25 protein-coding genes and 1 pseudogene are annotated in these 24,758 nt (G+C 47.1%); 9 read left to right on the plus strand and 17 right to left on the minus strand.

The window, feature by feature from the left end; all coding sequences use genetic code 11:
* Positions 1-32 precede the first annotated feature (32 nt).
* Complete coding sequence (locus tag HP567_RS22250; RefSeq protein WP_016738742.1) at positions 33-203, plus strand: hypothetical protein; 171 nt, start codon at positions 33-35, stop codon at positions 201-203.
* A 50-nt stretch (positions 204-253) separates the two neighbouring features.
* Here the strand turns inward: HP567_RS22250 and HP567_RS22255 are convergent, their stop codons facing one another.
* On the minus strand, positions 254-1,186 hold the full coding sequence (locus tag HP567_RS22255) for a manganese-dependent inorganic pyrophosphatase (protein ID WP_173608389.1): 933 nt from the start codon (positions 1,184-1,186) through the stop codon (positions 254-256).
* Positions 1,187-1,329: 143 nt separating this feature from the next.
* Between HP567_RS22255 and HP567_RS22260 the strand changes: the two genes are divergently transcribed.
* Positions 1,330-2,103, plus strand: coding sequence for a metallophosphoesterase family protein (locus HP567_RS22260; RefSeq protein WP_173608283.1), 774 nt, complete (start codon positions 1,330-1,332; stop codon positions 2,101-2,103).
* Between the two features lie 29 nt (positions 2,104-2,132).
* On the opposite strand, the gene HP567_RS22265 is transcribed toward HP567_RS22260, so the two are convergent.
* Positions 2,133-2,729 (minus strand): PepSY domain-containing protein, encoded by a 597-nt coding sequence (locus HP567_RS22265; protein ID WP_173608284.1) that lies wholly within the window; start codon positions 2,727-2,729, stop codon positions 2,133-2,135.
* A gap of 601 nt (positions 2,730-3,330) precedes the next feature.
* Between HP567_RS22265 and HP567_RS22270 the strand changes: the two genes are divergently transcribed.
* Complete coding sequence (locus HP567_RS22270) at positions 3,331-3,540, plus strand: GrpB family protein (protein ID WP_173608285.1); 210 nt, start codon at positions 3,331-3,333, stop codon at positions 3,538-3,540.
* Positions 3,541-3,544: 4 nt separating this feature from the next.
* On the opposite strand, the gene HP567_RS22275 is transcribed toward HP567_RS22270, so the two are convergent.
* Genes HP567_RS22275 through HP567_RS22295 form a run of 5 tightly spaced genes read right to left on the minus strand, consistent with a single transcriptional unit; the run spans position 3,545 to position 8,873 of the window.
* The gene (locus HP567_RS22275) at positions 3,545-4,546 is read right to left on the minus strand and encodes an ABC transporter substrate-binding protein (RefSeq protein ID WP_173608286.1); all 1,002 of its coding nucleotides are present in this window, start codon (positions 4,544-4,546) and stop codon (positions 3,545-3,547) included.
* Positions 4,547-4,590: 44 nt separating this feature from the next.
* Positions 4,591-5,616, minus strand: coding sequence for a FecCD family ABC transporter permease (locus HP567_RS22280; RefSeq protein ID WP_173608287.1), 1,026 nt, complete (start codon positions 5,614-5,616; stop codon positions 4,591-4,593).
* Complete coding sequence (locus HP567_RS22285) at positions 5,616-6,653, minus strand: FecCD family ABC transporter permease (protein WP_173608288.1); 1,038 nt, start codon at positions 6,651-6,653, stop codon at positions 5,616-5,618. Before HP567_RS22285 ends, HP567_RS22280 begins: the two co-directional genes overlap by 1 nt.
* Complete coding sequence (locus tag HP567_RS22290; RefSeq protein ID WP_173608289.1) at positions 6,628-7,221, minus strand: nitroreductase family protein; 594 nt, start codon at positions 7,219-7,221, stop codon at positions 6,628-6,630. The genes HP567_RS22285 and HP567_RS22290 overlap by 26 nt, the downstream gene beginning before the upstream one ends.
* Before the next feature lie 32 nt (positions 7,222-7,253).
* The gene (locus tag HP567_RS22295) at positions 7,254-8,873 is read right to left on the minus strand and encodes an AraC family transcriptional regulator (protein ID WP_173608290.1); all 1,620 of its coding nucleotides are present in this window, start codon (positions 8,871-8,873) and stop codon (positions 7,254-7,256) included.
* Between the two features lie 276 nt (positions 8,874-9,149).
* On the opposite strand from HP567_RS22295, the gene HP567_RS22300 reads away from it, so the two are divergent.
* Positions 9,150-9,884: an SDR family NAD(P)-dependent oxidoreductase gene (locus HP567_RS22300; RefSeq protein ID WP_173608291.1), complete on the plus strand. Its 735-nt coding sequence runs from the start codon at positions 9,150-9,152 to the stop codon at positions 9,882-9,884.
* 19 nt (positions 9,885-9,903) lie between these two features.
* Here the strand turns inward: HP567_RS22300 and HP567_RS22305 are convergent, their stop codons facing one another.
* Both HP567_RS22305 and fmdA read right to left on the minus strand, forming a co-directional pair.
* A complete protein-coding gene (locus HP567_RS22305) occupies positions 9,904-10,215 on the minus strand; it encodes an FmdB family zinc ribbon protein (protein WP_173608292.1) in 312 nt (103 codons plus the stop codon).
* A gap of 36 nt (positions 10,216-10,251) precedes the next feature.
* A complete protein-coding gene (gene fmdA / locus HP567_RS22310) occupies positions 10,252-11,433 on the minus strand; it encodes a formamidase (protein ID WP_173608293.1) in 1,182 nt (393 codons plus the stop codon).
* Between the two features lie 482 nt (positions 11,434-11,915).
* On the opposite strand from fmdA, the gene HP567_RS22315 reads away from it, so the two are divergent.
* Complete coding sequence (locus HP567_RS22315) at positions 11,916-13,238, plus strand: sigma-54 interaction domain-containing protein (RefSeq protein WP_173608294.1); 1,323 nt, start codon at positions 11,916-11,918, stop codon at positions 13,236-13,238.
* A 55-nt stretch (positions 13,239-13,293) separates the two neighbouring features.
* On the opposite strand, the gene HP567_RS22320 is transcribed toward HP567_RS22315, so the two are convergent.
* Both HP567_RS22320 and HP567_RS22325 read right to left on the minus strand, forming a co-directional pair.
* Positions 13,294-14,211: a phosphotransferase gene (locus HP567_RS22320; RefSeq protein WP_173608295.1), complete on the minus strand. Its 918-nt coding sequence runs from the start codon at positions 14,209-14,211 to the stop codon at positions 13,294-13,296.
* A gap of 59 nt (positions 14,212-14,270) precedes the next feature.
* A complete protein-coding gene (locus HP567_RS22325; protein WP_173608296.1) occupies positions 14,271-14,900 on the minus strand; it encodes a helix-turn-helix transcriptional regulator in 630 nt (209 codons plus the stop codon).
* A 220-nt stretch (positions 14,901-15,120) separates the two neighbouring features.
* Here HP567_RS22325 and murB point away from each other — a divergent pair, with 220 nt between their 5' ends.
* The 3 genes from murB (at position 15,121) to HP567_RS22340 (ending at position 17,778) form a co-directional block, all read left to right on the plus strand.
* The gene (gene murB / locus HP567_RS22330; protein WP_173608297.1) at positions 15,121-16,023 is read left to right on the plus strand and encodes a UDP-N-acetylmuramate dehydrogenase; all 903 of its coding nucleotides are present in this window, start codon (positions 15,121-15,123) and stop codon (positions 16,021-16,023) included.
* Between the two features lie 23 nt (positions 16,024-16,046).
* Complete coding sequence (locus HP567_RS22335) at positions 16,047-16,400, plus strand: HesB/IscA family protein (protein ID WP_173608298.1); 354 nt, start codon at positions 16,047-16,049, stop codon at positions 16,398-16,400.
* 187 nt (positions 16,401-16,587) lie between these two features.
* Positions 16,588-17,778, plus strand: a complete 1,191-nt coding sequence (locus tag HP567_RS22340; RefSeq protein WP_173608299.1) for a multidrug effflux MFS transporter — start codon at positions 16,588-16,590, stop codon at positions 17,776-17,778.
* Positions 17,779-17,856: 78 nt separating this feature from the next.
* Here HP567_RS22340 and HP567_RS22345 read toward each other — a convergent pair whose 3' ends face one another.
* The 4 genes and pseudogenes from HP567_RS22345 to HP567_RS22360 form a co-directional block, all read right to left on the minus strand.
* Entirely contained in the window at positions 17,857-19,872 is a 2,016-nt protein-coding gene (locus HP567_RS22345; protein ID WP_173608300.1) for an endonuclease MutS2, read from the minus strand.
* Positions 19,873-20,233: 361 nt separating this feature from the next.
* Positions 20,234-20,704, minus strand: a complete 471-nt coding sequence (locus tag HP567_RS22350) for a macro domain-containing protein (protein ID WP_173608301.1) — start codon at positions 20,702-20,704, stop codon at positions 20,234-20,236.
* Positions 20,705-20,722: 18 nt separating this feature from the next.
* The gene (locus tag HP567_RS22355) at positions 20,723-21,109 is read right to left on the minus strand and encodes a hypothetical protein (protein WP_173608302.1); all 387 of its coding nucleotides are present in this window, start codon (positions 21,107-21,109) and stop codon (positions 20,723-20,725) included.
* A pseudogene (locus HP567_RS22360) lies at positions 21,102-21,689 on the minus strand (putative glycolipid-binding domain-containing protein). Before HP567_RS22360 ends, HP567_RS22355 begins: the two are co-directional and overlap by 8 nt.
* Positions 21,690-21,843: 154 nt before the next feature.
* On the opposite strand from HP567_RS22360, the gene HP567_RS22365 reads away from it, so the two are divergent.
* Positions 21,844-23,304, plus strand: coding sequence for a flavin monoamine oxidase family protein (locus HP567_RS22365; protein ID WP_173608303.1), 1,461 nt, complete (start codon positions 21,844-21,846; stop codon positions 23,302-23,304).
* A 61-nt stretch (positions 23,305-23,365) separates the two neighbouring features.
* On the opposite strand, the gene HP567_RS22370 is transcribed toward HP567_RS22365, so the two are convergent.
* Together HP567_RS22370 and HP567_RS22375 are read right to left on the minus strand one after the other, a co-directional pair.
* Positions 23,366-23,935 carry a GNAT family N-acetyltransferase gene (locus tag HP567_RS22370; protein WP_173608304.1) on the minus strand — a complete coding sequence of 190 codons (570 nt, stop codon included), beginning with the start codon at positions 23,933-23,935 and terminating at the stop codon, positions 23,366-23,368.
* A gap of 217 nt (positions 23,936-24,152) precedes the next feature.
* Entirely contained in the window at positions 24,153-24,740 is a 588-nt protein-coding gene (locus tag HP567_RS22375) for a DUF3238 domain-containing protein (protein WP_173608305.1), read from the minus strand.
* Between the last annotated feature and the right edge of the window lie 18 nt (positions 24,741-24,758).

Here is a 24,758-nt window from a genome sequence, read left to right on the forward strand (position 1 = left end):
ATATAGGTAAAGCCATACAAGGGGGGACTTCGATGCTCTATATCATCGGCTTCATTGTAGCTATAGTCGGTGCCGGATGGGGATTAACAGGGCTGCTCAGTCTTAAAGCGAGAGATAAACATGCCATCACCCATTACACTGATGATGCTTATGCCCAGCAAACCTTGTTCCAGATGCATAACAACCCTACCCAAGGCATGTAAAGATAAAAAATGGCTGCCCGCATCGTGTGCATGGCAGCCATCTTTCTTTTTTACAGAGCTTGGAATGTATCAGTCAATACCGGTACGATTTGCTTCTTGCGGGAGACAACGCCCTTCAGAACAGCTTTGTTGTCCACCAATGTTACTTGGTATGCTTTTTCTACTGCTTGTGTTGCACTGCCGAGTGCAATTGCAACAGAATCGTTATTCAAGATATCCGTTACGACAAATACAAACAGGTCCAAACCTTTTTCAGCGATGTTTGCGTTCATAGCTGCTTCCAGTTCGCTTTGGCGTGCAAGTACATCATTGACATCCACTGCATTAACTTGTGCGATTTCTACTTTCGCATTGCCCATTTGGAACTCTTTTGCATCCAATGTGAGCAATTGTGCGATTGTTTTGTCGCTCAGGTCTGCCCCCGCTTTGAGCATTTCCAGGCCGTATGCTTCCAGATTGACACCCGCGATTTCAGCCAGCTCATGAGCAGCCGCTACATCTTGCTCCGTGCACGTTGGGGATTTCAACAGCAACGTATCCGAAATGATAGCAGAAAGCATCAAGCCCGCCATCTCTTTTGGAATGTCTACGCCGTTTTCTTTGTACATTTTCTTCAAAATGGTAGTCGTGCATCCAACCGGCTCGGCACGGAAGTAGAGAGGATTGCTCGTCTCAAAGTTCGCAATACGGTGATGGTCAATGACTTCTACCACTTGCACTTGCTCAATGTCATTCGCGCTTTGTTGGCGCTCGTTGTGGTCTACAAGGATCACTTCATTAACTTCATTCGCCACTGTCTCTACGAGACGCGGTTCTTTTACTTGGAAGTAATTCAACACAAATGCCGTTTCGCTGCTGATTACACCCAGGCGTACAGGCTCTACATTTGCGCCCAGTTTTGTTTTCAAGTCAGCATACACAAGTGCTGAACAAATGGAATCTGTGTCTGGATTTTTATGACCGAAGATTAGTTTTTTTTCCATCATCCATACTCCTTAATCGTAATTTGGCTTCCAAATTATACCACAGCTTAGCGGATATGCCCAAGATACATTATAGGTTCAAACTCGGTCGTTGGAAATAAGGTTTTGAAGAACAATCCGTAATGAATGGGAGGCGAAATAAAATGAGAGTGGCAGCTTTATATGACATTCACGGGAATGTACCTGCCCTACATGCAACATTGGCAGAACTCGAAGTTGTGAAGCCTGATCTTATTGTCATCGGGGGAGACACCATCTCAGGCCCAATGCCCGTCCAAACACTTGAAATACTCTTCCAATTGGAGACACCTGTGCAATTCATTCGTGGTAATGGCGATCGTGAAGTACTCCTCACTTTTGACGGTGAGGCTCAGGCCTTGGAAATGTCCGATTCTGTGCGGGAAATCACGTCATGGGTTGCGGAGCAATTGAGCCGCTCTCATCGTGACTTTCTGTCGCAGCTCCCTCTTACCTACACGTTAACACGCGAGAATTATGAGGACGTACTTTTCTGCCATGCCATTCCCACCAATGATGAAGATATTTTCACCCCACTCACTCCTGATACAGTTGTGGCCACTTACTTTGAGCGGACGCTGCAACGAATCGTCATCTGCGGTCATACGCATGTCCAATTTGAACATCGCCTTGGCGATCTGCTTATCCTCAATGCAGGAAGTGTGGGCATGCCGTTTGCCAACAAACCAGGGGCATATTGGTTACTTCTTGATGGTGACAGCTACGAGCATCGCTTTACACCCTATGACGTAGAGGCTGCTGCAAAACAAATCGCTTCCACGAACTATCCACAAGCTCAGAAGTTTGCCGAAGAGAATGTCCGAAAGATACCTACGGCTCAAGAAGCAATGGAATTTTTAGAGGCACTTGCACAAAAAAACCGGCCCTCTGTTTATTGAGGGTCGGTTGAGAAGGATAGCTGCCTAGATTAATCGTCCCAGTCTACATCCAATACAGCGCCTGTTGTAGCGGAAATCTCCAAATCGACTTCCTGTCCTTTAGCCGTTTTCACTTCCACTTCATACACATAGTGGTTATCATCATCATCCAGCTTCATGGATTTGATGGTGCCGTTCACTTTAGCCAGCGCGATTTTTTTCGCTTGTTCTACACTGATTTTCACTGGTTGTTTTTCCCACTGATCGTCGTTGTCGTCGTCATGATCATTGTCGTCATCGTGGTCAACTGTTTGCCACACATCGCCAGTCATCGCGTCGACGTACACATCAATCTCTTGCTGCTTGTTTCTGATCTCTGCTTTGTATACGAGGAAACCGTCCTCTTCGTCCAGCTTCCATTCGATAATGGTACCAGGCTGTACATCCCGAACTTTTTTCAGTGCTTTTTCAGGCGTGATGCGCACGAGCTTCGCCCAGTTGTGTTTCACATCATCGTCGATTTGCAGGTACACGGCAGAAGTGTTCTTTTGCGGTACACTGTAGGATTGGTTGCTATGTGCAAAGGCTGTTACGCCAAGGCTCCCTACAATCAGTGCTCCTACCATGGTCATGACTACTTTTTTCATATGATCTCGCTCCTTTTTTCGACTGGGTTTGTTTGATCTCCTTTATCATAAAAAGGACAGATGAAGGAAAAAAAAGAGAGAGATTAGAAATTGATGAGAAAATAGAAGAGACCTCTCACAGCATTCATAATTGCCAGGGAGCCACAGCGATTAACAAAAAGAGCGCGTGTTTTCTACTGGCAAAAACGAACCATACTGGCTTTAAATCGACGCAAATGAACCATTCGCGCTTTTGCGTACTTTCCGCTTTTTTCCGTATAATGAAAGCAATCGAGAGGACAACAGTCGACTCGATGACATACGAAAGAGAGCGTGAATGGCAGTGTAATACATATCGTTTCTAATTACTTTCTATTTTTTCTTACATGAGAAGGAGAAACGATTTTTCCGTGGAATCACCACTTTTGAAAAACATCTTTTTTTGAATCTATTTTTTCGTCACTATGCATACGGTTGTCATGTCCGTTATGACTTTGGAAGTGAAAAACCCAGCACGTATTCAATTGGCAGCACAAGCAACACAAGCTATCTCCTCTGCCAATACGGAATCAGGCAATCGGAAATGAAAAAAGGCACTCTACTAATCTTGTAGAGTGCTTCAGTGCATCCAGCTATTGACCGCCATCTGGCTTTTCGCGACTACTTGCGTGCTCATCCTGATGAAGCCAAACATTACGGCGATGCGAAGGCAGAGCTGGCCAAACGATTCCCCTATGATTCTGGCGGTTATGTAAAAGGGAAAGATTCACTTGCAAAAGCTCTGGAACAAAAAGCGCTTGTATGGAAATATTCTCAGAATGAGCAGCAGTAAATTTCTATTTTCCGAGATTGTTCTTAATGGCTTCCAATCCAGCGATTTCTCCCAGGAAGAACGTATCGCCTGCGAGTGTATCCATCGTGTAGACCTGGTTGTTTTTCACTGCTTGGAGGTTTTTCCAGACAGGATGATCCTTCCAGATATGAATCAACCCTTCTGGCTCCTCTGCTTTTGCTGAACGGCGGTTCTCCGCAATAAAGATATGATCGGGAGCAAGCTCACTCAACGCCTCGATTCCGATACGCCCTCCAATCTTGCCGTCCTCTGGCAATCCGGTTATCGGTGTTAATCCCACTTCCTTATAATAAATCGGGAAGTTTTTGGGATGCATTACCGTAAAATCCTTACCATTAGAAACGAGGAATAGCGCCGTTTCTCCTTTATGCTTGTCTGCTGCTGCTTTTGCTTCGCTTTTCAGCTTATTAAAATCGGACAAAACTTGCTTCGCCTTTTCTTCTTTACCAATTACTTCAGCGATTTTCATGAGGCGAGTGGGGACATCCACTGAGAAATCAATGACAATGGAATTAGCCATTTTGTTGAATTCCTCAAATCTGGAGCCTTTTCCGGTGCTAGTCATGACAATAACCTCTGGGTCCATCTCCAGCAAAGTCTCCAAATTCGTTTTTCCACCCAGATCCTTTACCGTTTTACCTTCCGCATACTTCGCAAAAATGGGTGACTTGCTTTTCGTCGACTCAAAGCCTTCCGATACAATCGGAGCAAAATCTAGCACGAGGAAGTAATCTGTTCCCATGATATCGACAGAAGCGACACGCTCCGGCTTTTTCTCCAATGTGACTTCCCCCATCGTATGCTTGATGGTTCGAGGATATACAGGCTCCCCAGCCCCTTTTGTATCGGGTTGTGATGCTACTGCCTCAACCGCTTGCGCTTTATTGGCAGTGTTTGTGTCTGTAGTCGCCTGTCCTGCTCCGCACCCCGCCACGACGGCTGTGGCTAAGATTACGGACAAAATGCCTGATAATTTCTTTTTCATATCATTTGAACTCCTTTTATTCATCTCCTGATTTCAAACATGATTTACCCTTTTGTTCGGATCAACAAATACAGAAAATAAGGCCCCCCAATGAGGGAAATGACAATACCCGCCGGTACTTCTGTAGCCGGCATAATGCTTCGCCCTATCGTATCTCCGGTCAACACGAGCAAGGAACCGACGAGCGCGGTAATGGGCAGCATGTATTGATGCTGTGGTCCGACCAATCTGCGCGCGATATGCGGGCCAAGCAAACCGATAAAGCCTATGCCTCCACCTGTCGCTACACTCGACGCAGCCAATCCAACCGCCCCCGCCATCAAGGCCAGTCGCTCCCGTTGAAGAGATACGCCCAGACTTGCTGCAATTTGTTCATTCATACTGAGCAGGTTTAGTACATTAGCCTTCCGATACACGTACGGCAGCAGGATCACCATCCACGGCATAAGCGCCAGCACGAACTTCCAATTGGAACCCCACAACGATCCCATCTGCCAAGTGACGACAAACTCGAGGTTTCGCGGATTCAACTGAAGTGTCAAAATAATGCTGATGGCGCTAAGTCCCGCCCCTACTGCAATCCCTGTAAGCAAGAGACGGGTAGGAGATATGCCGTGCCCTTTCTTGTATGCCAGCGTATAGATTATGGCTGCTGTGGCGGTGGCACCGATGAGTGCGAGAAACGGCATCAAAAAAGGCGGGGCCATATTCGTTGCGGGATATAAAGAGACGAACAACAATACGGCCAGTCCAGCACCAGAACTGATTCCAAGAATGCCAGGGTCAGACAGGCCATTGCGAGAGATTCCTTGCAGGATCGCTCCCGATATAGCAAGCCCCGCTCCAATCATGACCGCAATCACCATCCGAGGAAGCCTCAGCTCAAACAACACGAGACTCTGCTTTTTCGAACCCTCCCCCAGCAACGTCTGCAACACCTCGAAGGGCCCAATACTGTACGGTCCCGTGTTCAAGCTCAGGACAAAACCGACAAGCAAAAGCACTGCGAAAAGAAGGATCAGTCGGACACTACGGCTTTTTCTTTTTTGGGAAAATTGATCGATGTCCACTACCACTCCCTCCTTTCCTTACGTGCCAGGTACAGGAAGAAGGGGACCCCGATAACAGCGATAATGGCGCCAAGCGGTGTCTCGTAGGGCATCGCTATCATTTTGGCTCCGATGTCTGCAAAAACAACCAAAACAGCTCCCATGACTGCCGAGCATGGAATAATCCAGCGGTAATCAACCCCGACCAGAAAACGGACGATATGTGGGACAACAAGACCGACAAACCCAACACCGCCAACTGTCGAGACAGAAGCACCCGCCAGCACCATGACGACAGCCGCCGACACCCCCTTCACCAGCCTTGTCTTTTGTCCGAGTCCCGCTGCGATCTCTTCTCCCAAACTTAAAATAGTAATGGAGCGAGATAGGATCATGGCCACAACGATTCCTCCGACAATCCACGGCATCATGACGGATACTTGAAACCACTCCGCCGTAGAGATCCCCCCTGCTGACCAGAATGCCAGATCGTAGTTGATCTGAAAGAGGAGAGAAATCGCCTGACTAATCCCTGATATGATTGAGCTGACGACTGCCCCTGCCAACGCGAGCCGCAAGGGGGTCAAACCGTTTTTGGAAAAATAGGCCAGACCATAAACAAGCCCTACCCCCAGACCCGCTCCGATAAAAGAAAAGAGAATAATAGACTCAAAAGGGAGTCCTGGGGCAAAAGCAAAAACGAGTACAAGTACGAATCCAGCCCCTGCATTAATGCCCATCAAGCCCGTATCCGCAATCGGATTTTTCGTAACCCCTTGCATGATGGCTCCCGCTACGGCAAAAGCGGCTCCCACCAGCGCTCCTGCCAAGGCACGCGGCATTCGCAGTGTTTGAATAATAACATGGTGCTCGTTGCTAGAATCATAATGAAAAATCGAATTCCAAACGGTAGCAAAAGAGATATTCGCCACTCCAGTGATAATGGATGAACCTAGTCCGAAAAGAATGGCGCAAATCCCTGCAACAATCAACACCGTGGCCATCCACGGCCTGGTTCGAAACGAAGCATTTTTAGTGATCGGCTGTGACAGTGACATTTCCCTTCTTATCCTCCAGAGCAACGTTCGAATGAATCACGGTCAGCTTGTCATTTGCAGCCGTTCTCGCTCGTGCTTCCGGGATGACCTCCGGAAAGCCAAGCTGAAGCATTCCTACGAGTTTTTCCTCCGCACGTACCCCTACCGCTTGCAAAAATCCTGCTTGATACGTGAACGGTTCCGTTTTCCAAACGACGCCCAAGCCCCGCTCCCACGCCGCGAGCTGAAAGTTTTGAATCAACGTGCAGGCTGCCGCATAATCCTCTTCCCGTTCTCTTTGCCGAGAGTCTTCATTTACGATAACCAAAAGATAGGCCGGGACGCGTAAAAGCAATTCCGGATCTCTTTTTTTCATGGCGTTTTGAAGAATGGCATCGACAACTACCCGCTTCCCTTCCTCCATATAAAGGACGAATCGCCAAGGCTCACGTAGTCCGTGGTTAGGCGCCCAGACAGCTACATCCAGCAACTCACGAATCAATTCCAGTGGAATCAGGTCTGGCTTGAATTTCTTTATGGTTCTGCGGTCTCGGATCGCTTGTGCAATCGGATACATTGACGGCTCCATCTCGTTCCCTCCAACAATAGTGATACTCATTCTCAATCATTATCACAAACTTGTGGGCGCAAGAAAATTGAAGAACCTGATTCCTTTTTTGTACATTCCTGTGACTCTGCAAGATGCGTGAGCGCCTCTGATATGGATTGCTCATGGCCGAGGGCGGAATAATGCAGCCAAGGATATACCCCAGCTCGATGTACATTTCCTTTTAATCGATGCTTGCGTACATCCGTTCGAATTTTCCTTTCGTCGAAAAGCAGAATATGATCAGCCTGAAAATCTTGAAGCTCATCCAGGCTCGCGATATCCAGAAAGGCAAAATAATCTGTTCCCACTGGAGGTCTTACCTGTAGGTCACCGTATAAAATATCGGAAATTTTCCGCCTTTTCGCACCAAATATACGGGCTCCACAATCCCACGCCCTCACTGCCATAACGGTTTCATTTCCAATTTTTTTGCGGATACGCTCGCGAGCCGCAGCTGCTTTCAGATCATAATAATAGAGCCAACTGGTCGCCACCTCTGTAATTCCTAGCATGGCAGCTACCTGCTGCAAATGATCTCGCCAAGTCGTTGTTTTAAAGGGAATGAGCCAGGTCGGTGCAATGGTTTCCAATTGTTCAAGCCAAGGGGCAACCTGATCTGTTCCGACAATCAAATCTGGCTCCATCTGATGCAGACGGTACAAGTCAAATTCCAGTGTGGCTGCTTCCATCTGGGAGTACGGCCTCTTTTGCCGATGCTTTTCCCAAACAGGGATCAGATGTTGGATCGAAATCCCCAATGCGAGCAGATCACCGATGATTGCTGGATGGAGTACGGCGATTTTCTTTTGTAACGATTTCTTGAAGCGATAAGGGGGCACGCCAACGATCTTTTTAAACATCCGACTGAAATAGTACACATCCCGATAGCCCACTTCACTAGCTACCTCAGGAATCATCACGTCCTGCGTCACCAGAAGCTGACAAGCCTTCTCCATTCGTTTCCGATTGATGAATTGCAAGGGGGTGAGCGAGGTGTACTCCTTAAACTGCTGATAGAAAAGGGTCGGCGTCATTCCTGAGTAGCGAGCCATCTCCTCGATCTGAAAAGTCTCCTCACAATGCTGCTCCATATGCTCAGCGATCCCTTGAAGAAGTTGTTGACGATCTGTTTTTTTCTCTTGCAGCGTGATTCCAGCCATAATAGCTTGCCATAGCTTCAGAAAAAGAATCTGCATGGTTGCCTGATCGAAGCGATCTTTTCGCCATGCCAGATGCAATTGTTCGATGTGATGGTGAATTAAGGATATAGTTTCAATATGGTGCTTCCCCTGGATTGGTAGCATCACTTCGTTTATGAGCCACCCATCCCTTTCTTTTCTGGCATGAGCAGCAAAAAGCGCCACGTAACAAACATAGAGGTTCTCCGTAATGGGCAAGAGGGCGAGCCCTTCCTGCATATCCTCTGGAGATATGACCATGCAATCTCCCTGGTTAAGCATCCCTCCTGTCTTATCCAACCGAAACGACGCCCTGCCCTCTATGACCAAAATGATGATTTGTTCGCTTCTCTCTCTCGCTTCTACAAGCTTCCATTCTTTTGAAATGGACAAAACTTGAACATCATTGACAGTGATGACATTCGGATCACTAAATATGTCTGTTTTTCCCATAAATAACTCCTCTTGAATCATGATGCATCAATTGATAACGATTCTCACCAATTGTACGAGAGACTTGGCAAAACCGCAATTGCACTCGAGTGAGAAAAAGCAAAAAAACGCCAAACGATCATCAAGATGACCACTCGACGTTTTCTCTTTCCACTTAAGCTATTCTCATGACACTCTTTGTAGACAAATATTTCTAAATGATCGTATATTTTAACAAAGCATCTCATATTTTCTACCTTTGTTTCTACTAAAACACAAACAGAAAGAGGTACAGGTATGCTGAGCAATCAAAAAGTAATCGTAACAGGAGCAGCTTCTGGGATCGGGAAAGCCGTAGTGATGCACTGCTTGCAAGAAGGGGCCGCTGTCATCGCGTGTGACCTCAATCAGGAAGCTTTGCTGGCACTGGAAGAAGAGATGGATCAAGCAGAAAGACTACATACGTATTGTGTGGATGTTAGCAAATATGAAGAGGTCGCGGCTTTTTTTGCGCATATCGAGGCAGAGCATGCGGATTGTACCAGTCTCGTCAATAACGCAGGCATTTACCTGGCGAAAAACATTCTGGACTACGACCTCGACACAATTGAAAAAGTGCTCGCGATTAATGTAAAAGGTTGCATTTATTTCTCACAGATGTTCGGAAAACTCCTTTTTCCTGCCCAAAAACGAGGAACGATCGTCAACCTGTCCTCTGTATCCGGAATCGAGGGCAGCTCGGATGCAGTCTATGGAACCTCGAAGGCGGCAATTCTCGGCTTGACGAAAAGCTGCGCAATGAACTTCGCTCCCTACATCCGGGTCAATGCGGTAGCACCCACTATGGTTGCTACACCGATGATGGACACCATTCCAGAATGGCGTCGGGCAGAATATCTCGCTCACGGCCTCATCGACAGCCCTGTAATGCCAGCGGACGTGGCAGATACCGTCGTTTTCCTGTTATCGGAGAAGTCCAAACACTACACCGGAGCGACTTTTGACATCAACAACGGCGGATATCTGCGGTAATAGCATGGCAAAGGGGCGTTTAGTGCCCTACCATCCAAGGGCGTTTGCCCCCACGACTGTGAGAATGTCCCCGCTGTGTCTGGCTACCGTGGTTATGGCTGCACCCTCCTCCTTCATGGGAATGCGAATGCTTCCGTACCACTTTTGGTTCCACGCCACGCTCAACACGTTGTCGCAGCGCTTGCGGTGTCATGATCAATCCTGGTGCGGCATACAAACGCTTTGACGGTAGCCGGCAATTGGGGCACGCAATGCTATCTGTAAGCTCGCTCATCTTCAGCCATTGTACAAATGGACCACATTCCTCGCACATGTAATCATATCTCGGCATCGTATTTGGCTCCCTCTTTCGCGTTCTTTTTCTTGGCTACTTCGGCAAGATATCTCGATCAAAAATGCTTGTCGGGATAGACAAGGTGCAGCATGCGTTTGGAATATCGACGATTCCCGCAATTCTTCCTTCCACCGGTGCCGTTCCCAGCAGCATGTACGCCTGCTCCCCTGTGAAACCCATCGCTGTTTTCAAATATTCGATGGCATTCAGGCATGCATTGCGGTAGGCAACATGCGCATCCATGTACATCTGCTGCCCTGTCGTCTCGTGGACTGAAATTCCTTCGAAAACGAGGTATTCGGTATAGCGAGGCTCTACTGGACCCGGTTTGAATACAGGGTTGTTCACGATGTTATACTTGGCCATCCCGCCCTTGATGACGTCCACATGAAGATCCAGCCAACCAGCCATTTCAATACCGCCGCAGAAGGTCACTTCTCCGTCTCCTTGTGAAAAATGCAAATCGCCCATGGACAGCTTCGCTCCATTTACATAAACCGGAAAGTAAATGCGAGTGCCTTTGGACAAGTTTTTAATATCGCAGTTTCCGCCGTGCTCGCGAGGGGGGACAGTCCGGGCCGCTTCTCTAGCAATCCGATCAAACTCGGCTCCCTTTAGACTTCCCAACACGGCACTGTGCGGGGTCGGCAAATTCGCGAGTGGCGGCATTCTTTCAGGATTTGTCGCTACGAGGTCGCTCTCTCTTCGGTTCCAGCGATCCAACAGTTGGTGGGAAGGTGCGGTACCAATCAAGCCTGGATGAAGAATCCCAGCAAATTTGACTCCTGGCAAATGACGAGAAGTGGTGTAAATGCCGTGGAAGTCCCAGATCGACTTGGCTGCTTGCGAATAATGATCGACGAGGAAGCTCCCGCCGTTTTCTTTGGCGAAAATCCCGTTAAAACCCCATTCCGATTGAGGGAGTGCCCCGATATCGAGAATATCGACAACCAAGAGGTCGCCTGGCTCTGCTCCATTCACCCAGACAGGTCCACTAAGCACATGGACGCGATTGAGATTGACATCCCGAATGTCGGAAGGGTCATCGTTATTCGCGATCTGCCCGTCCGTCCAGTCCTTACATTCCATGCGGAAAACAGCTCCTGGATTCACGGAAACGGTTGCTGGAATGTCTGGATGCCATCTGTTGTGACCAGGTGTATCCTGCTCCTCCATCGGTTTGTTCAAATCAACTCGAAATAAAACTTCTGGCATGCTGCTTCCCCCTCACTTGTTCAAAATGCGTATGCCCTACATTCACAAAAAGAAGCAAATGACATGCCAATGCTTGCTGGACCTAATAAAAATTTGATAATACCGATTCTTTTGGCTACTTTCTCCTGTATACTTAATAGAAAGTGCTTGTCGCAAAACAGGTCATGCAGTTGATCTGCCCTTGACCCGGAAATGTCCCACCTCTCTTGTATCGCTTTCGTCATTGTGTGTCGTTTGTTTCCCTGCTTCCTTGTCGGACACCTGTCCCACGATCGAACAAACAAACTATAACAAGAAAGGGTGCGAGAACGATTTTTGAAGCCGGCATGCTACTCTCGTCTTTCGATTCTTCCTCCGTAACCGAGCGTTCCCATCATCGCGCGATCCCTCATGCTGTCTTTCACTCTCTCTATCAGCAATTACAGGCCTCCGCGAATCTTTCATCCTATGAATTTTCTCTGATTAGGGATGCGCTAATCCATTTGCTACAAAATGGCTCTTTGCCGCTTTTTCCGCTATCTCATTCCACTACGCGACATTCTTCTGCCCTTCAAACGAATCATGTGATTCCAGCACTCAGGCATCCCTCTCATTCTGTTCCCAATTGGAAGAGTCTTCTTTTCGCATGGGCGGAAAACAGCCAAGAATACCTCATCGCACTCAGTGACGAGCGCATCGTACTTTTTGCTAACAAGCGGGCACAAGAACGATTTTCGTTAGTTGAAGGCCTTGTGCTCGAGGCGGAATGGGAACAAGAACGCTTAACCAATTGGTATTTAGAAGAACTCGATCTGGGTGAGAAGACGTGGTATCGCCTTTTTCTTATTCGCCCAAGTATGTCAACCTTTTCAAAGACTACTAGCAGCGATTCTTTTTCAGAGATTCATACGAATAGCCCCCTCTATCAAGCTCAACTACATACAGCACGTATTGCTGCAAAATCGCTATCGAATACGTTATTGCTCGGAGAAACAGGCTGTGGCAAAGAAGTCCTGGCACGTGCCATCCACTCCTCCAGTTCGAGAAAAGACGGCCCTTTTCTTGCGGTCAATATCGCAGCACTTCCACGCGAACTGATCGCCAGTGAGCTATTTGGATATACAGAAGGAGCTTTTACGGGAGCAAAAAAAGGAGGACAACCAGGAAAATTCGAAGCAGCAAATGGAGGAACGCTATTTCTCGATGAAATCGGGGAAATGAGTTTGGAGCTTCAAGTGCTTTTGCTACGCGTCCTCGAAGAGCGCAAAGTGACGAGATTGGGCTCTCATGAAGAAAAGCCATTGGACATTCGGATTATCGCAGCCACCAATCGTTCTATAGAAGAACAGGTACAAAATGGGCAGTTTCGCGCAGACCTTTACTACAGGCTCAATGTCCTGCAAATACGCATCCCTCCTCTGCGCGAACGCAAGGAAGACATTGCAACCTTGGCTCACGAGTTCCTCCAGCAGCTACATACCCAATATGCTGGCGGTCCGACCGATATCTGTGAATCTGCCCTGGCGATCTTAAAGCAGCATTCATGGCCCGGAAATATTCGTGAGCTGCGCAATATCGTGGAACGGGCATTTTTACATGCGTTTGGTGATTCGTGGGTCACCTCTCACCATCTCCCGAGCGAATGGCAGCAGCAGTATGGGCTGCAAGAAGCATCCGGGGAACCTTTGCCATTATTGCGCGAATTAGAGCGACAGACGATCCAGCAAGCCATCACACAAGCTCCGTCCATCAGCGCCGCTGCCAAAAAGCTAGGTATTGCGCGAAGCACCCTTTATCGAAAAATGGAAGAGTTAGGAATCGGATAAGAAATTCGGGGGATGAGCCTTAGCAGCTTGTCCCCCGAATCATTTTACAGATACCCTATTCGCCAGCGAGTGCTCGCCGTATCGTCATTCTTGCTTCCTCTGCTACTATCTCATCATTGTGATCAATGGCTTGCATCCAGAGCAGCATCGGAATGTACACCGCCATCATTCTCGCCAATATTTTTGTCTCTTCATCCACTTCTCCATACGTATGGAAAAACGATTGACGGGCTTGTGGCGGTAAAAAACTGTACGCCACATTTACATCCGCTCCTGGGTGACCTACATTGAGATCACCCCAGTCAATGATGCCTGATATCTGCCCGGCTTCATCTACCAGCATATTTTTAACATGCAAGTCTCCGTGCAGCAGCACTTCACGTGGACTTAATCGGTCGATCACGACTTGTCCTAAATAATTTTCGATCGCATCCCGATCCTCTGCAGGAATATGTACAGCTAAGGTAGACAAAAACGTCTGCATCTTTTCTTTTCTCTGTGCAATGTCCAGGAGGTTCCTGTGATCATGCTCGATGCCGTTCTCCCGGGCACGCTGGGACGGAAACGCGTGCAAGCGTTTTAAAAACGTTGCAAGTGCCACTGCTGATGAAGCACGCTGCTCGTCGGTCAAGCCTTTTGGAAACGTTCCAGGCACATACGTGTACCCCAAGAAAGGGAATGGATAGTCGTTGGTTGGTTCCCCATAAAAAACCGGCTTCGGATACGGGATCGTCAGGAATGCCGCAAGCATTGGCAGCAGCACCCCTTCCTTCTTGATCAACGCAACAGCGACATTCCGCCTCGGAAAACGGAAGACATATTCGTCCCCCACTCGAAAGACCACGTTATCCCACCCACAGCCAATCAGCTTAATGGGCATGGAAGATAGCCGCGGAAACTGACGGAAAATGAGTGCACGTGCCAATGGTTCGGATACGTCCCAGTCAGCATCCCATGGATTCGAGTTGGTCATGATTTTCGTCCCCTCCCATTTGTCCTTTCATCTGCCGTGATGGGTGCTTACAGCTACGATTACGTAGATCGGATCTGATAGACACATCTCTTTCCGCCGATTGCCACGCATTCCGTCCGTTCTACGCTCGTCTGCAGTAACGCTCGGTAACAATTAAGCTCTCTTGCACAAATCATCTGATACCGATCTGCTACTTTAAAATAAGGACAATTGTGCTGCGTGATCACATATTCCTCATCACTGACCTGCTCCCATCTCGCCATAAATCCATTGTCATCTTGGATGCGCGCCATCTCTGCCACCTTTTCAGATAGCGCTTTTCCTTCCATCTGTCCCTCGTATTTCTGGATCATCTTTTCTTGTTGTCTTGCGAAAAATTGATCCACTCGGTCTTCCCCGTCTGCCAGCACGATATGCTCCATCAAATCCACGGCCAATTGCCCGTAATCATTCGGAAATTGTTCGTTGCCTTGCTGTGTCAACGAGTAGTAATGCATCGGTCTGCCTGCTTTTTGACGACCTACTCTGCACACAACAAAACCGTCTTTTTCCAAGTAGATCATTTGCCTGCTGACAGCTACCTTTGTGAGTTCCAGCCTGTTTTGTAAATCCTTTGTGCTGAGTTCCCCTTCTCTTTTCAGCAACAATAGAATGTATTCACGTGTTGACAGGTGTTTATATCTCTCCATTTTCTCTTCGCCCCTTTATTGGAAAAGAACGATACGCTCACAGTATATGTCCTTTGTATAACTAATTCAACAAACATGTTTATAAAGTGACCCTCTTTGTTCATCACAAAGGTTACGCAACTGCAATTTATTAAACATTTTAGTTGAATATATATAAATTAGTGCCTATACTATGATTGTAGTGCACGGTGTTTTTTTCCAAGAAGGATAGGTGAAAAGGATGAAAGCTGTATTCTCCCTTCTCCGTGAACGACAGGTCGAAGTGACTTATCAGGAGCCTTTGGCGGCACATACTACCTGGAGAATTGGCGGACCTGCGGATTTACTGATTATACCGAGCAGTAAATCTCAACTGATCATGGTCCTACAAATACTGAATGAACATCATGTCCCATGGATGGTGATGGGAAAGGGTTCCAACCTTTTGATCACAGACAAGGGGTATCGTGGCGCGGTCATTAAATTAAACAAGGCTTTGGACTATGCCCGAATCGTGGGCAATCAGATTTACGCAGGGGCCGGCTACTCCTTAATCAAGCTTGCAGCATTGGCAAACAAGCACAGACTCAGTGGCTTGGAGTTCGCAGGTGGAATACCCGGGTCTGTCGGCGGAGCTGTGTATATGAATGCAGGCGCCAACGGATCGGATATATCAGACATTTTCCATTCAGCTGAAGTGATCACACAAACCGGAGCCATTCGCTCCTTGCGTGTTGTAGATTTGGATTTTTCTTATCGCCACTCTTCCTTGCAAGATGCTGATGTCATCATCACGGAAGCGATTTTTGAACTGACTTTGCGCGATAGCGAAAGCATCAAGCTCCAATGGAACCAATATAAAGAAAAACGTTTAAAAACACAGCCTCTGCCGTTCGACTGTGCGGGCAGTGTATTCAGAAATCCACCGGGCCATTTTGCGGCAAAGCTCATCGAAGATGCTGGCCTAAAAGGTATGCGGTACGGAGGCGCGGAAGTATCGAGCAAACACGCCAATTTTATTATGAATACCGGCAATGCCACTGCACTTGATGTATGGACACTCATGAGACAGATTCAGGAAAAAGTTCACAGCCAATCTGGCATTCAGCTTGTTCCTGAAGTTGTGATCGTAGGTGAACTGTAAACATAAAAAAGGGAGGTCTCACGATGATTCAAATCAGCCAAGCTGCTGTCACTCGCATTCAAAATATGCTTGAACAAGAAAGCTCTCCTCTCTTCATTCGTTTTGGCGTGAAGGACGGCGGGTGTTCCGGAATGACCTACGCGCTCGGTTTTGATGATACTTATCAAGAGGGCGACTCCACAATCGAAATGGATGGCGTGAAGTTGGTCGTCAATCCGGAAAGTTATCCGTATGTCGATGGCGTCGAAATCGATTATAAAGAGACAGGAATGATGGGTGGGTTTACGATCCAAAACCCGAATGCGATTGCAACCTGCGGCTGTGGAAGCAGCTTCCGTACAGCCCTACATCGAGGAAAAAGAGAAAAGTGTGAGTAAATCACCAGACGAAAATGACTTGTCACCGATTGCAAACGAATGCTATTCTAGTGAAAAATTTCCCCCTATTACTTATGTAAGGTGACAATATGCTTTCATTTTCCAGACTAATCAAATGTAAACCCCCAATCCCGTAATCTCCCTCCTGCGCTGTTTGAGATTTTCGGAATGTAGGGGGAATGTACAAGTGAATACAAAAATCTCAACACCATCTTTGCTACTGTTGATCATTCTGGTGGGTTTTCCGCAAATTAGTGAAACGATCTACACACCTTCGTTACCTGATATCGCCAATAGTCTTCATGCCAGTAACAATACGATCCAGCTGACACTCAGTATTTACTTCCTCGGTTTTGCCTTTGGCGTATTTTGTTGGGGAAGACTCTCTGACGCTACCGGCCGACGCCCTGCCATGCTCTGGGGAATTTTCGTTTACGGTCTGGGCAGCTTGGGTTGCTACCTCTCCGTTTCAGCTGACTGGTTGTTATGGAGCCGGTTCATTCAAGCTTTCGGTGCGAGTGCAGGATCGGTGGTAACCCAAACCATTTTACGAGAGAGTACCGATACCACCAAGCGTCATGCTGTTTTTGCTCAGATTTCAGCTGCTCTCGCTTTTACGCCTGCAATTGGCCCCTTAATCGGTGGTTGGGTGGATCAATCGTTTGGATACCAGGCTGTTTTCTTCACACTAATTGCGATGAGCGTAGCGATTTTTGCTTACGCGTTTGTATCGTTGCCTGAGACCAAAACATTTACCGCTTCAAAGATAAACACGCTGGCTGTAGCCAAACGCCTTTTTACGGACAAAAGGATTTGGGCTTTTGGCTTCTTAATTGGGGCGACAAATGGCATGTTGTTCAGTTACTATGCCGAAGCGCCATTTATTTTCATTGCGTTTTTCGGCATGACGCCTGGTGTGTTTGGGTTCTTGGGGATTTTCGTAGCTTTGGCTTCTGTGATCGGGGCCATGCTCTCGAAAAAACAACTAACCAAATACCCCGCTGAGAACATTATCCTGATCGGCTCACTGGTGACAACGTTAGGAGCAGTATGCCTCACAAGTTTCACTTTGTATGGAGTGAGCCCGTCCGTTGTTTCGATGGCGATCATGGTAATCTCTATCTTTACCCTTTTGCTAGGGATTGGGATCATGATTCCAAACTGCCTGAGTTTAGCTCTTGTCCACTACAGCGATGTGCTCGGAACTGCTGGCGCTATTTTTGGTTTGATTTACTACCTCATCGTCAGTCTCATCACGAGTGGCATGAGCTATTTTCATAACGGCTCGCTGGTCACCATGCCAATCTACTTCTTGCTATTGGCAATCATGATGGTGCTTGTTAGTAAACAAATGACGGCCAGCCATACAACCAAATAGCCGATTCGCTCTTTTCAGCAACTTCAACACCAAAAAGCCGATTCTCTCATAGAGAAATCGGCTTTTTGCCTGTACTCGTCACTCCTCCCGCTTCGTCTCGATCGATAATCCTTCGACATGCTTGCGACTCATCATTTTACGTTTCTTTCGGTTCTCTTTTGTCTCAAAAACGATGTCCATGTCATAATCGGCCGGATACAGCTCTTTGCCCTCAATATGCAAGACGAGGCGCTTTTTGTTGATTTTATATTTCTGATTTTGAATCATGACGCCAACGATACCTTTGGAGTCCTCCGCAGCAAACACGATGCCGGTTCTCCCCAAATAGGAGATGAATACACTATCGCCAACAGCAAATGGTTTGTCACGCTTTGGCGTGGCTGGGGTATCTGCTGCTTTTTCGGAAATCTCCTGGGAAAGTTGCTCACGCGTTTCCTCTTCTACTGCCACTACCACTTCTTCCGGCTTTTCTATTATCCGTGACTCCACATAGCCTGGAGCCTCATACTCTTCCTGCTCGACGTCTTGGTATTGTTCCAGCCTCTCATTAGCGGCAGTCGTAGTCATGAATCCATTCCGAGTAATTTCCCGAGAACGCTGAATCATCTCAGACGGGATACCCAGCTTCAGTGCGATCAGGAATGCGTAGCTCTGGCCAGCTTCTCCGATTCGCAAGCGATACAGTGGCTGCAAGGTCTCCTCGTCAAATTCCATTCGTGCATTTTGGAACCCGGCAGTTGCGGAGGCAAAATTTTTGATTTCGTTAAAATGTGTATTCACGATTACCGTCGCTCCTCTTCGGTGCAGCTCCTCCAAAATCGCAATCGATAAAGCGACCCCTTCTCCTGGATCTGTACCCGTAGCCATCTCATCAATTAGAACAAGGGTCGAGGCGTCGGTAATCTTCAAGATTTCCAAGACATTATGAATATGCGCCGAAAACGTGCTTAACGCTTGCTCGATACTCTGCCCATCCCCAATATCTACAGCGATGTTGCGGAAAATGGAGAAACGACTGCCTTCCTGTACTGGTACTAGCAAACCTGACTGAACCATCATGGTTAACAGCCCAATGGTTTTTAGGGTCAATGTTTTCCCGCCTGTATTGGGACCTGTAATAATAAGCGATTTGTACTCTCGGCCAATTTTCAAATGCAGTGGCACCATTTTCGGACCGAGTAGCGGATGCCGTGCTTCCTTGACATCGAGGATTCCTTTTTCGTTTAGCTCGACGTTCGCGCCTCCGATTGCCAATGCGTACTTCGCTTTTGCGAAAAGGAAGTCATACATTCCAACGATCTCGACATTCGCGGTGAGTTCATGGGTATATTCTTCTGCGAACGCGGATAATTGCATCAGTACTTTTGTTACCTCGCGTTCTTCCTCTGCCTTGAGTGCTGTCAGCTCAAACTGTACGGCGCTGATCTCCGTCGGTTCCATATAGACGGTTTGACCGCTCGCCGACTCATCTAAGACACTGCCTGCCACTTGCTTGCGATGTTCTTTTTTGATAGGGATGACATAGCGTCCATTGCGTGTACTAATCACATTTTCTTGCATGATCGAACGATATTTGTTCATGATCGAATCCAATTGCCTTTTCAGGCGATCTTCAAATACGACAATTCGTTTGCGCACCTTCAACAAGTCTTTGCTGGCGGAATCGACAACTTGCCCATGACGGATGCACTGTTCGATTTCGTTCCTCAATTTTGTAGCGTCGTACATCGATGCTGCATAGGTGCTTACGCGTGGCGCCAATTGTGCTTTTGTTGCCATGTACTTCATGAGTTGTGAGCAACTCGTTAGGAACAAGTACAGATTCGTAAAATCGTTTACGCCAAATACATATCCCGTCCCTAGAAGAGAAAGGATCTTCTCCATCCCTTCCAGCGCGGGAATTGGTACACTAGCTCCATTTTGCAGGATGTTCTTGGCTTCAGCTGTTTCGTCCAGCTTACTACGCACTACTTTGACAGAGTCCATTGGCATCATTTGTTCTACATGCTTTTTCCCTGCGTACGATAAGGCGTATTCCATTACCTTTTCTTTGATCTTGTCGTATTCGAGACGCTGTAATGCTTTTTCATTCATGACTGATTTCTCCTTTTTATGAAAAATAAAAAAGGGCGAAGAATGAACAAATGTCATTCTCCGCCCTTTTTTTGGTATACCTAAACAAAACGCAACCAAATAAAAAACCGCGCTGAACACAGCACGGATTTTGGGCGCAATGATAGGGTTTTCACCTAAGGCATTGTATGATATCCGTTGTTCTTAACTAATTCCAAGGCCGATTATCACCCAGCACAAAGAAACTTTGCTACAGGGCAAAATTTCGAATGGTGAATCAAGACCTTTTGTATGGAATTGCTTTAGTTAAGAACGACCGCCGACATCAACATCTCTCCCTAGATATGGTTCCTTTCACTATAGCGCATGTGATCCTCTGCCGTCAATCCGCTTCGAATTTGTACAGCTTCACACCATAACCAGTAAAAATATCGTCAAGCTGTTTCCTCACCACATCCCAATCCCCGCCTGCTAATCCGCAGCCGATCCCGTATGGAATGGCGATGGTCAGATTTTCTTTTTTCGCGAGGGAGAGAACTTCTTCCAACCCTTTTTGCAGCATGTCATATTTCGTGTAGATTCCTTTTTTTCCATAACCGAGCTGTGCAAAAAGGTTGGCAATGTACTTCCCTTCCCCGACCTGGCAAAGTAGCACTTGTCCAAGGAGGTCGCCTCGTGCATCTGCATACTGCTCGCAATGACGCTTGTACTCCGTATAAACACTTGGATAGTTGGCCCTAATTTGCTTGGCAAGACCTGCCCCCATCACACCCATGCAGTTGACCTGCTGCACGATGATATTTTCTGTAGCTTCCAAAATATTTCCTGACACGACTTGTACCCATTCATTCATGGCACTCACTCCTTTTCCTTACGCTTCATGCAGGACTTTCTTTTTACGCCTAAAGAAGCGCAGACAAACAAAATAAAGCACAGATGCCGCTACGCCCAGGACATAAAACTTGAGAAGCAGCGTTAAGGTATGCATAACGATGAAAAAAAGCATCATCGTTGCGATGATTCCAGCTACGACGTACAGCATTGCTTCCAGTATGAGAAGGTGCCTTCTCTTGTTCAATGGCATTCGCTTCATGACCCAATCAATGATGATAGATTGCGGAATCCCTAACATAAACACCGTCGGGAACGTAAGCATCGCGACGGGAAGAACCGAGAATCGATCCTGAAAATACAGAAGGGCAGTTGCAAATGTAAATAAAAAACTCGCCACTATACCCGCCATAAACCTTTCAGCCATGCAGAACAATCACTCCTTCTTCCTGCTCACGAATAAACAGGTCTGGATAGTTCAGGACCAACCCATTTGTATCAACAGTGATGTTCTCCACGAATGTTCCAGCCTGGTATCGATAGACAGAAGAGTCCCCATTGCTTTCTAACAGCGTATATTGCTGCTGCACTTGTCTATACGTCAGCTCATGGGCCAAGAAATAGACTACTTGAATAGACTGTGGTTCCCATGGAGAATACGATAAACGGCGGATTGGCAGTGTATTTGTGAAAGGTGTACAAGAAATATCGATATCGATACAGCCAAAGAGCTCAGGAATGGGCTCACCCACCTCATTCGTCCAGTTTCCCTTGCCATCCGATGAGAGATGCAAAGCTCCTTCTTCGCCCATGATTGCCAGTGAAACCTCACGTGTGACCCAATTTGAATCCAGGACCATTTCATATTGGATTCTGGTTATACTAGCGTCATCCAGCCTTCCGATCACCATGCTATTTACGTGGATTCTGTTCGAGCCCTCCCGTATGCTCAAATGCTCATATCCTACACCTGTGGTTGGTTTCTAGATAACATTCGTTGGTAACATGCGAACCCCTCCGATCATTTGTTCCCCTTTTCTCATCCTATCATTTCTTGGATGAAAATGGTAGAGTCCTGTATAACCGGCTTGCACAACGCATACCTGAGTCATCTATGGAATAGGATCATAGTACCGGAAAATAATGGAAAGGAGACAATCGATGGATAATCCCTCCCTCTCCTTAACACAACCTGACATGCTGTCCATTATTCGCAATGGTCTCCCCAAAACCCACTCCCCCCTCCATATCATCATCGTCGGGGCTGGGATGGCTGGTCTTGTTTCTGCCTCGTTGCTAAAAGCAGCGGGACACAACGTAACGATTTTGGAAGCAGCAAACCGGATAGGGGGCAGAGTGTACACATTGCGCTCTCCATTTACCCATGGCCATTATCTGGATGCCGGGGCCATGCGTATTCCTCACACGCACGAACTTACCCTGGCATACGTGACGAAATTCGCTCTGCCCCTTCATCCGTTTATCAACAACTCTCCCAACGATATCCTCTCCGTAAATGGCATCAAAACAAGACGCTGGATCTATGAACGCAATCCTGACATCCTCCGGTTCCCTGTAGCCCCACATGAAAAAGGCCGTACTTTCAATGAATTAGCCGGGCAAGCCATTAAGCCTGTCATCGACTTCATCAATCTCAATCCAGCAACGAACTGGCCCATCATCGTCAAAAAATACGATCGATTTTCCATGGACCAGTTCTTGCGCTTCAATCCTGTTGGTCCTTCCTTATCCTCCCCCGCTATCGATATGATCAAGGTCATGACTGGCTTCGAGGGTTTCCCTGAGCTCGCCTTTCCCGAAATTTTACGAGACTTCATCCTGTTCGATCCTTCTACACGCTTTTACGAAATAGCAGGGGGATTTGATCAGCTACCACAGGCATTTCTCCCACAATTACAAGACAATATATATCTCCGGCATAAAATGACGCGAATCGTCAAGACGGGGAATCAAATGACCATTTCTGGCGTTCGTACCGACACAGACGAAATGTTTCAGATGACCGGCGATATCGCGATTATTACCATCCCTTTTACTGTCTTGCAGTTTGTTCAGGTCGAACCGTACGACCTGTTTTCCTATCAAAAATGGAAAGCCATTCGTCAACTCCACTATGTTTCTTCATCCAAAATAGGCGTTCAGTTTTCTCAGCGCTTCTGGGAAGCACAAGGAATAAGGAGCGGACAAACAGTAACGGATTCACCTATTCGCCTCTCCTACTTCCCCAATCACGGATTTGATCGGCCCGGGGGTGTCGTATTGGTCAGTTACACATGGGAAGATGACGACCTTCCTTGGCTCAGCATGCCGAAAGAAGTTCAAGTGATGCAAGCAGTAAAGCATCTGGCTGATATTCATGGAGAGCAGGTGTACAATACATTCGTTACGGGGGTCGCACATAATTGGGCATTGCAGCCCCATGCTGCTGGTGCCTTTGCCTTGTTCAAACCGTTGCAGGAGACGGAATTTGCTTCCCACATTGGTGCGCCTGAAGGAAAAATTTATTTTGCGGGGGAGCATATCTCGAATGAATATCACGGCTGGATTCAGGGGGCGATTGAGTCTGCTGTGCGCGTGGCTGTAGAGGTGGGCAGAAAATAAGCGGGGTTCTGTACGATAAAATATTCCGTACATTCCCCGCCGTTTGTCGATTATGATTCTTTTACGAATTCCACTCATATTCTTTTCGAAGCAGCGCCAGCTTCACAAGATCAATGTACATCCCATTTTCAAATTCCGTTTCTCGATGGATTCCTTCCACCTGAAAGCCAAATTTTTGGAGCAAATGGATAGATGCCGTATTTCGTGTATCTGCATCTGCTTCTATTCTGTTTAGATGCATATGCGTAAACCCGTACGCGATAATGGGCCGCAGTGCTTCCGACATGATCCCCTTATTCCACCACGAAAAATTCAGATCATACCCAATCTCCGCTTTGTTATGTCCAGCATGATAATGTTTATAGCCGCAGCTACCAAGAAATTTTCCAGTGAAACGATCCGTGACCGCCCACCTGAGTCCCTGTTTTTGTTCAAATAAGTCTCGGTACCATCGAAGTTCATTTTCAGCATCTGCAATCGATTGAAATCTCGCTATTCCTACATATCTCGCCACATCTTCATGTGACAACACTTCAAAAATATCTTCTATGTCTTGTTGATCAGGTTGTCGCAGGATCAATCTGTCTGTTTCGATGACAGGGAATTGATCGAACATCGTCGGGCTACTCACGATAAGAACCTCCTCACAAACGTAGGACGGGACATTTTGGTTGCCTCATTCCCTTCCATAATCTAGTTCATGATATAGTTTATGATAGAAAGAAGCAATGTCTCGAATTGCTGAATCTGCTTGTGCGTTGCTCTTTTTGACGATGCCTTGATCCATATAGTTGTCGTGACAACTCTGTTCTACTGGTGGAGGATAGCAGAGTGTTAATGCGTTCGTACTACAGCATCTTACGAAAGTGATATTCCATCTCTCCAGCCATGGCTGCCGGAGTATCACCTGTTTCGCGGAAATCATGGGTATGAATCGTTTCAAACGGTCCAAAATCCGCTTGCTTATAAAACTCAAAACAAGGGAAGCCATCATGCGCTCCTTCGATCTGTACAAGACCATCCTTTTTCGCCGTAACTGATAATAAGTAGTCAACCGGAGGCGCATGCTCATTCAGGGGATTGCTCGCACTTGCGCTCATTTCAAAGCTCACTTCATCATCCGATTTCCATATCATATTCCTGCACAAAATGCCGTCCGTACTCGCTTTTCCCTTTCTCAGCTGAATCGAGCCATCAGGATTCGTGATCTTCTCTGTTGTGATTCCCGTGTTCTGATAGGTGAAAATTTCTTTTTTCATAAAGTCTACGACAACCTCTTGCTCCACTCTGGAACGCATGGCGTTAACTGCATGCGGGGTAAATTCACGCGAATCGCCTTCGAATTGAATGATTTTTCCTGTTTGCGAATCAGTTCTTGGTTCCGTCCATGACAGGGGGATAAATACACTCGCCCTGATTTTGATCAGGTTCACCATACCTTGGCACCTCCATGT

The organism is Brevibacillus sp. M2.1A (genome assembly GCF_013284355.2).
Classification (GTDB): Bacteria; Bacillota; Bacilli; order Brevibacillales; family Brevibacillaceae; genus Brevibacillus.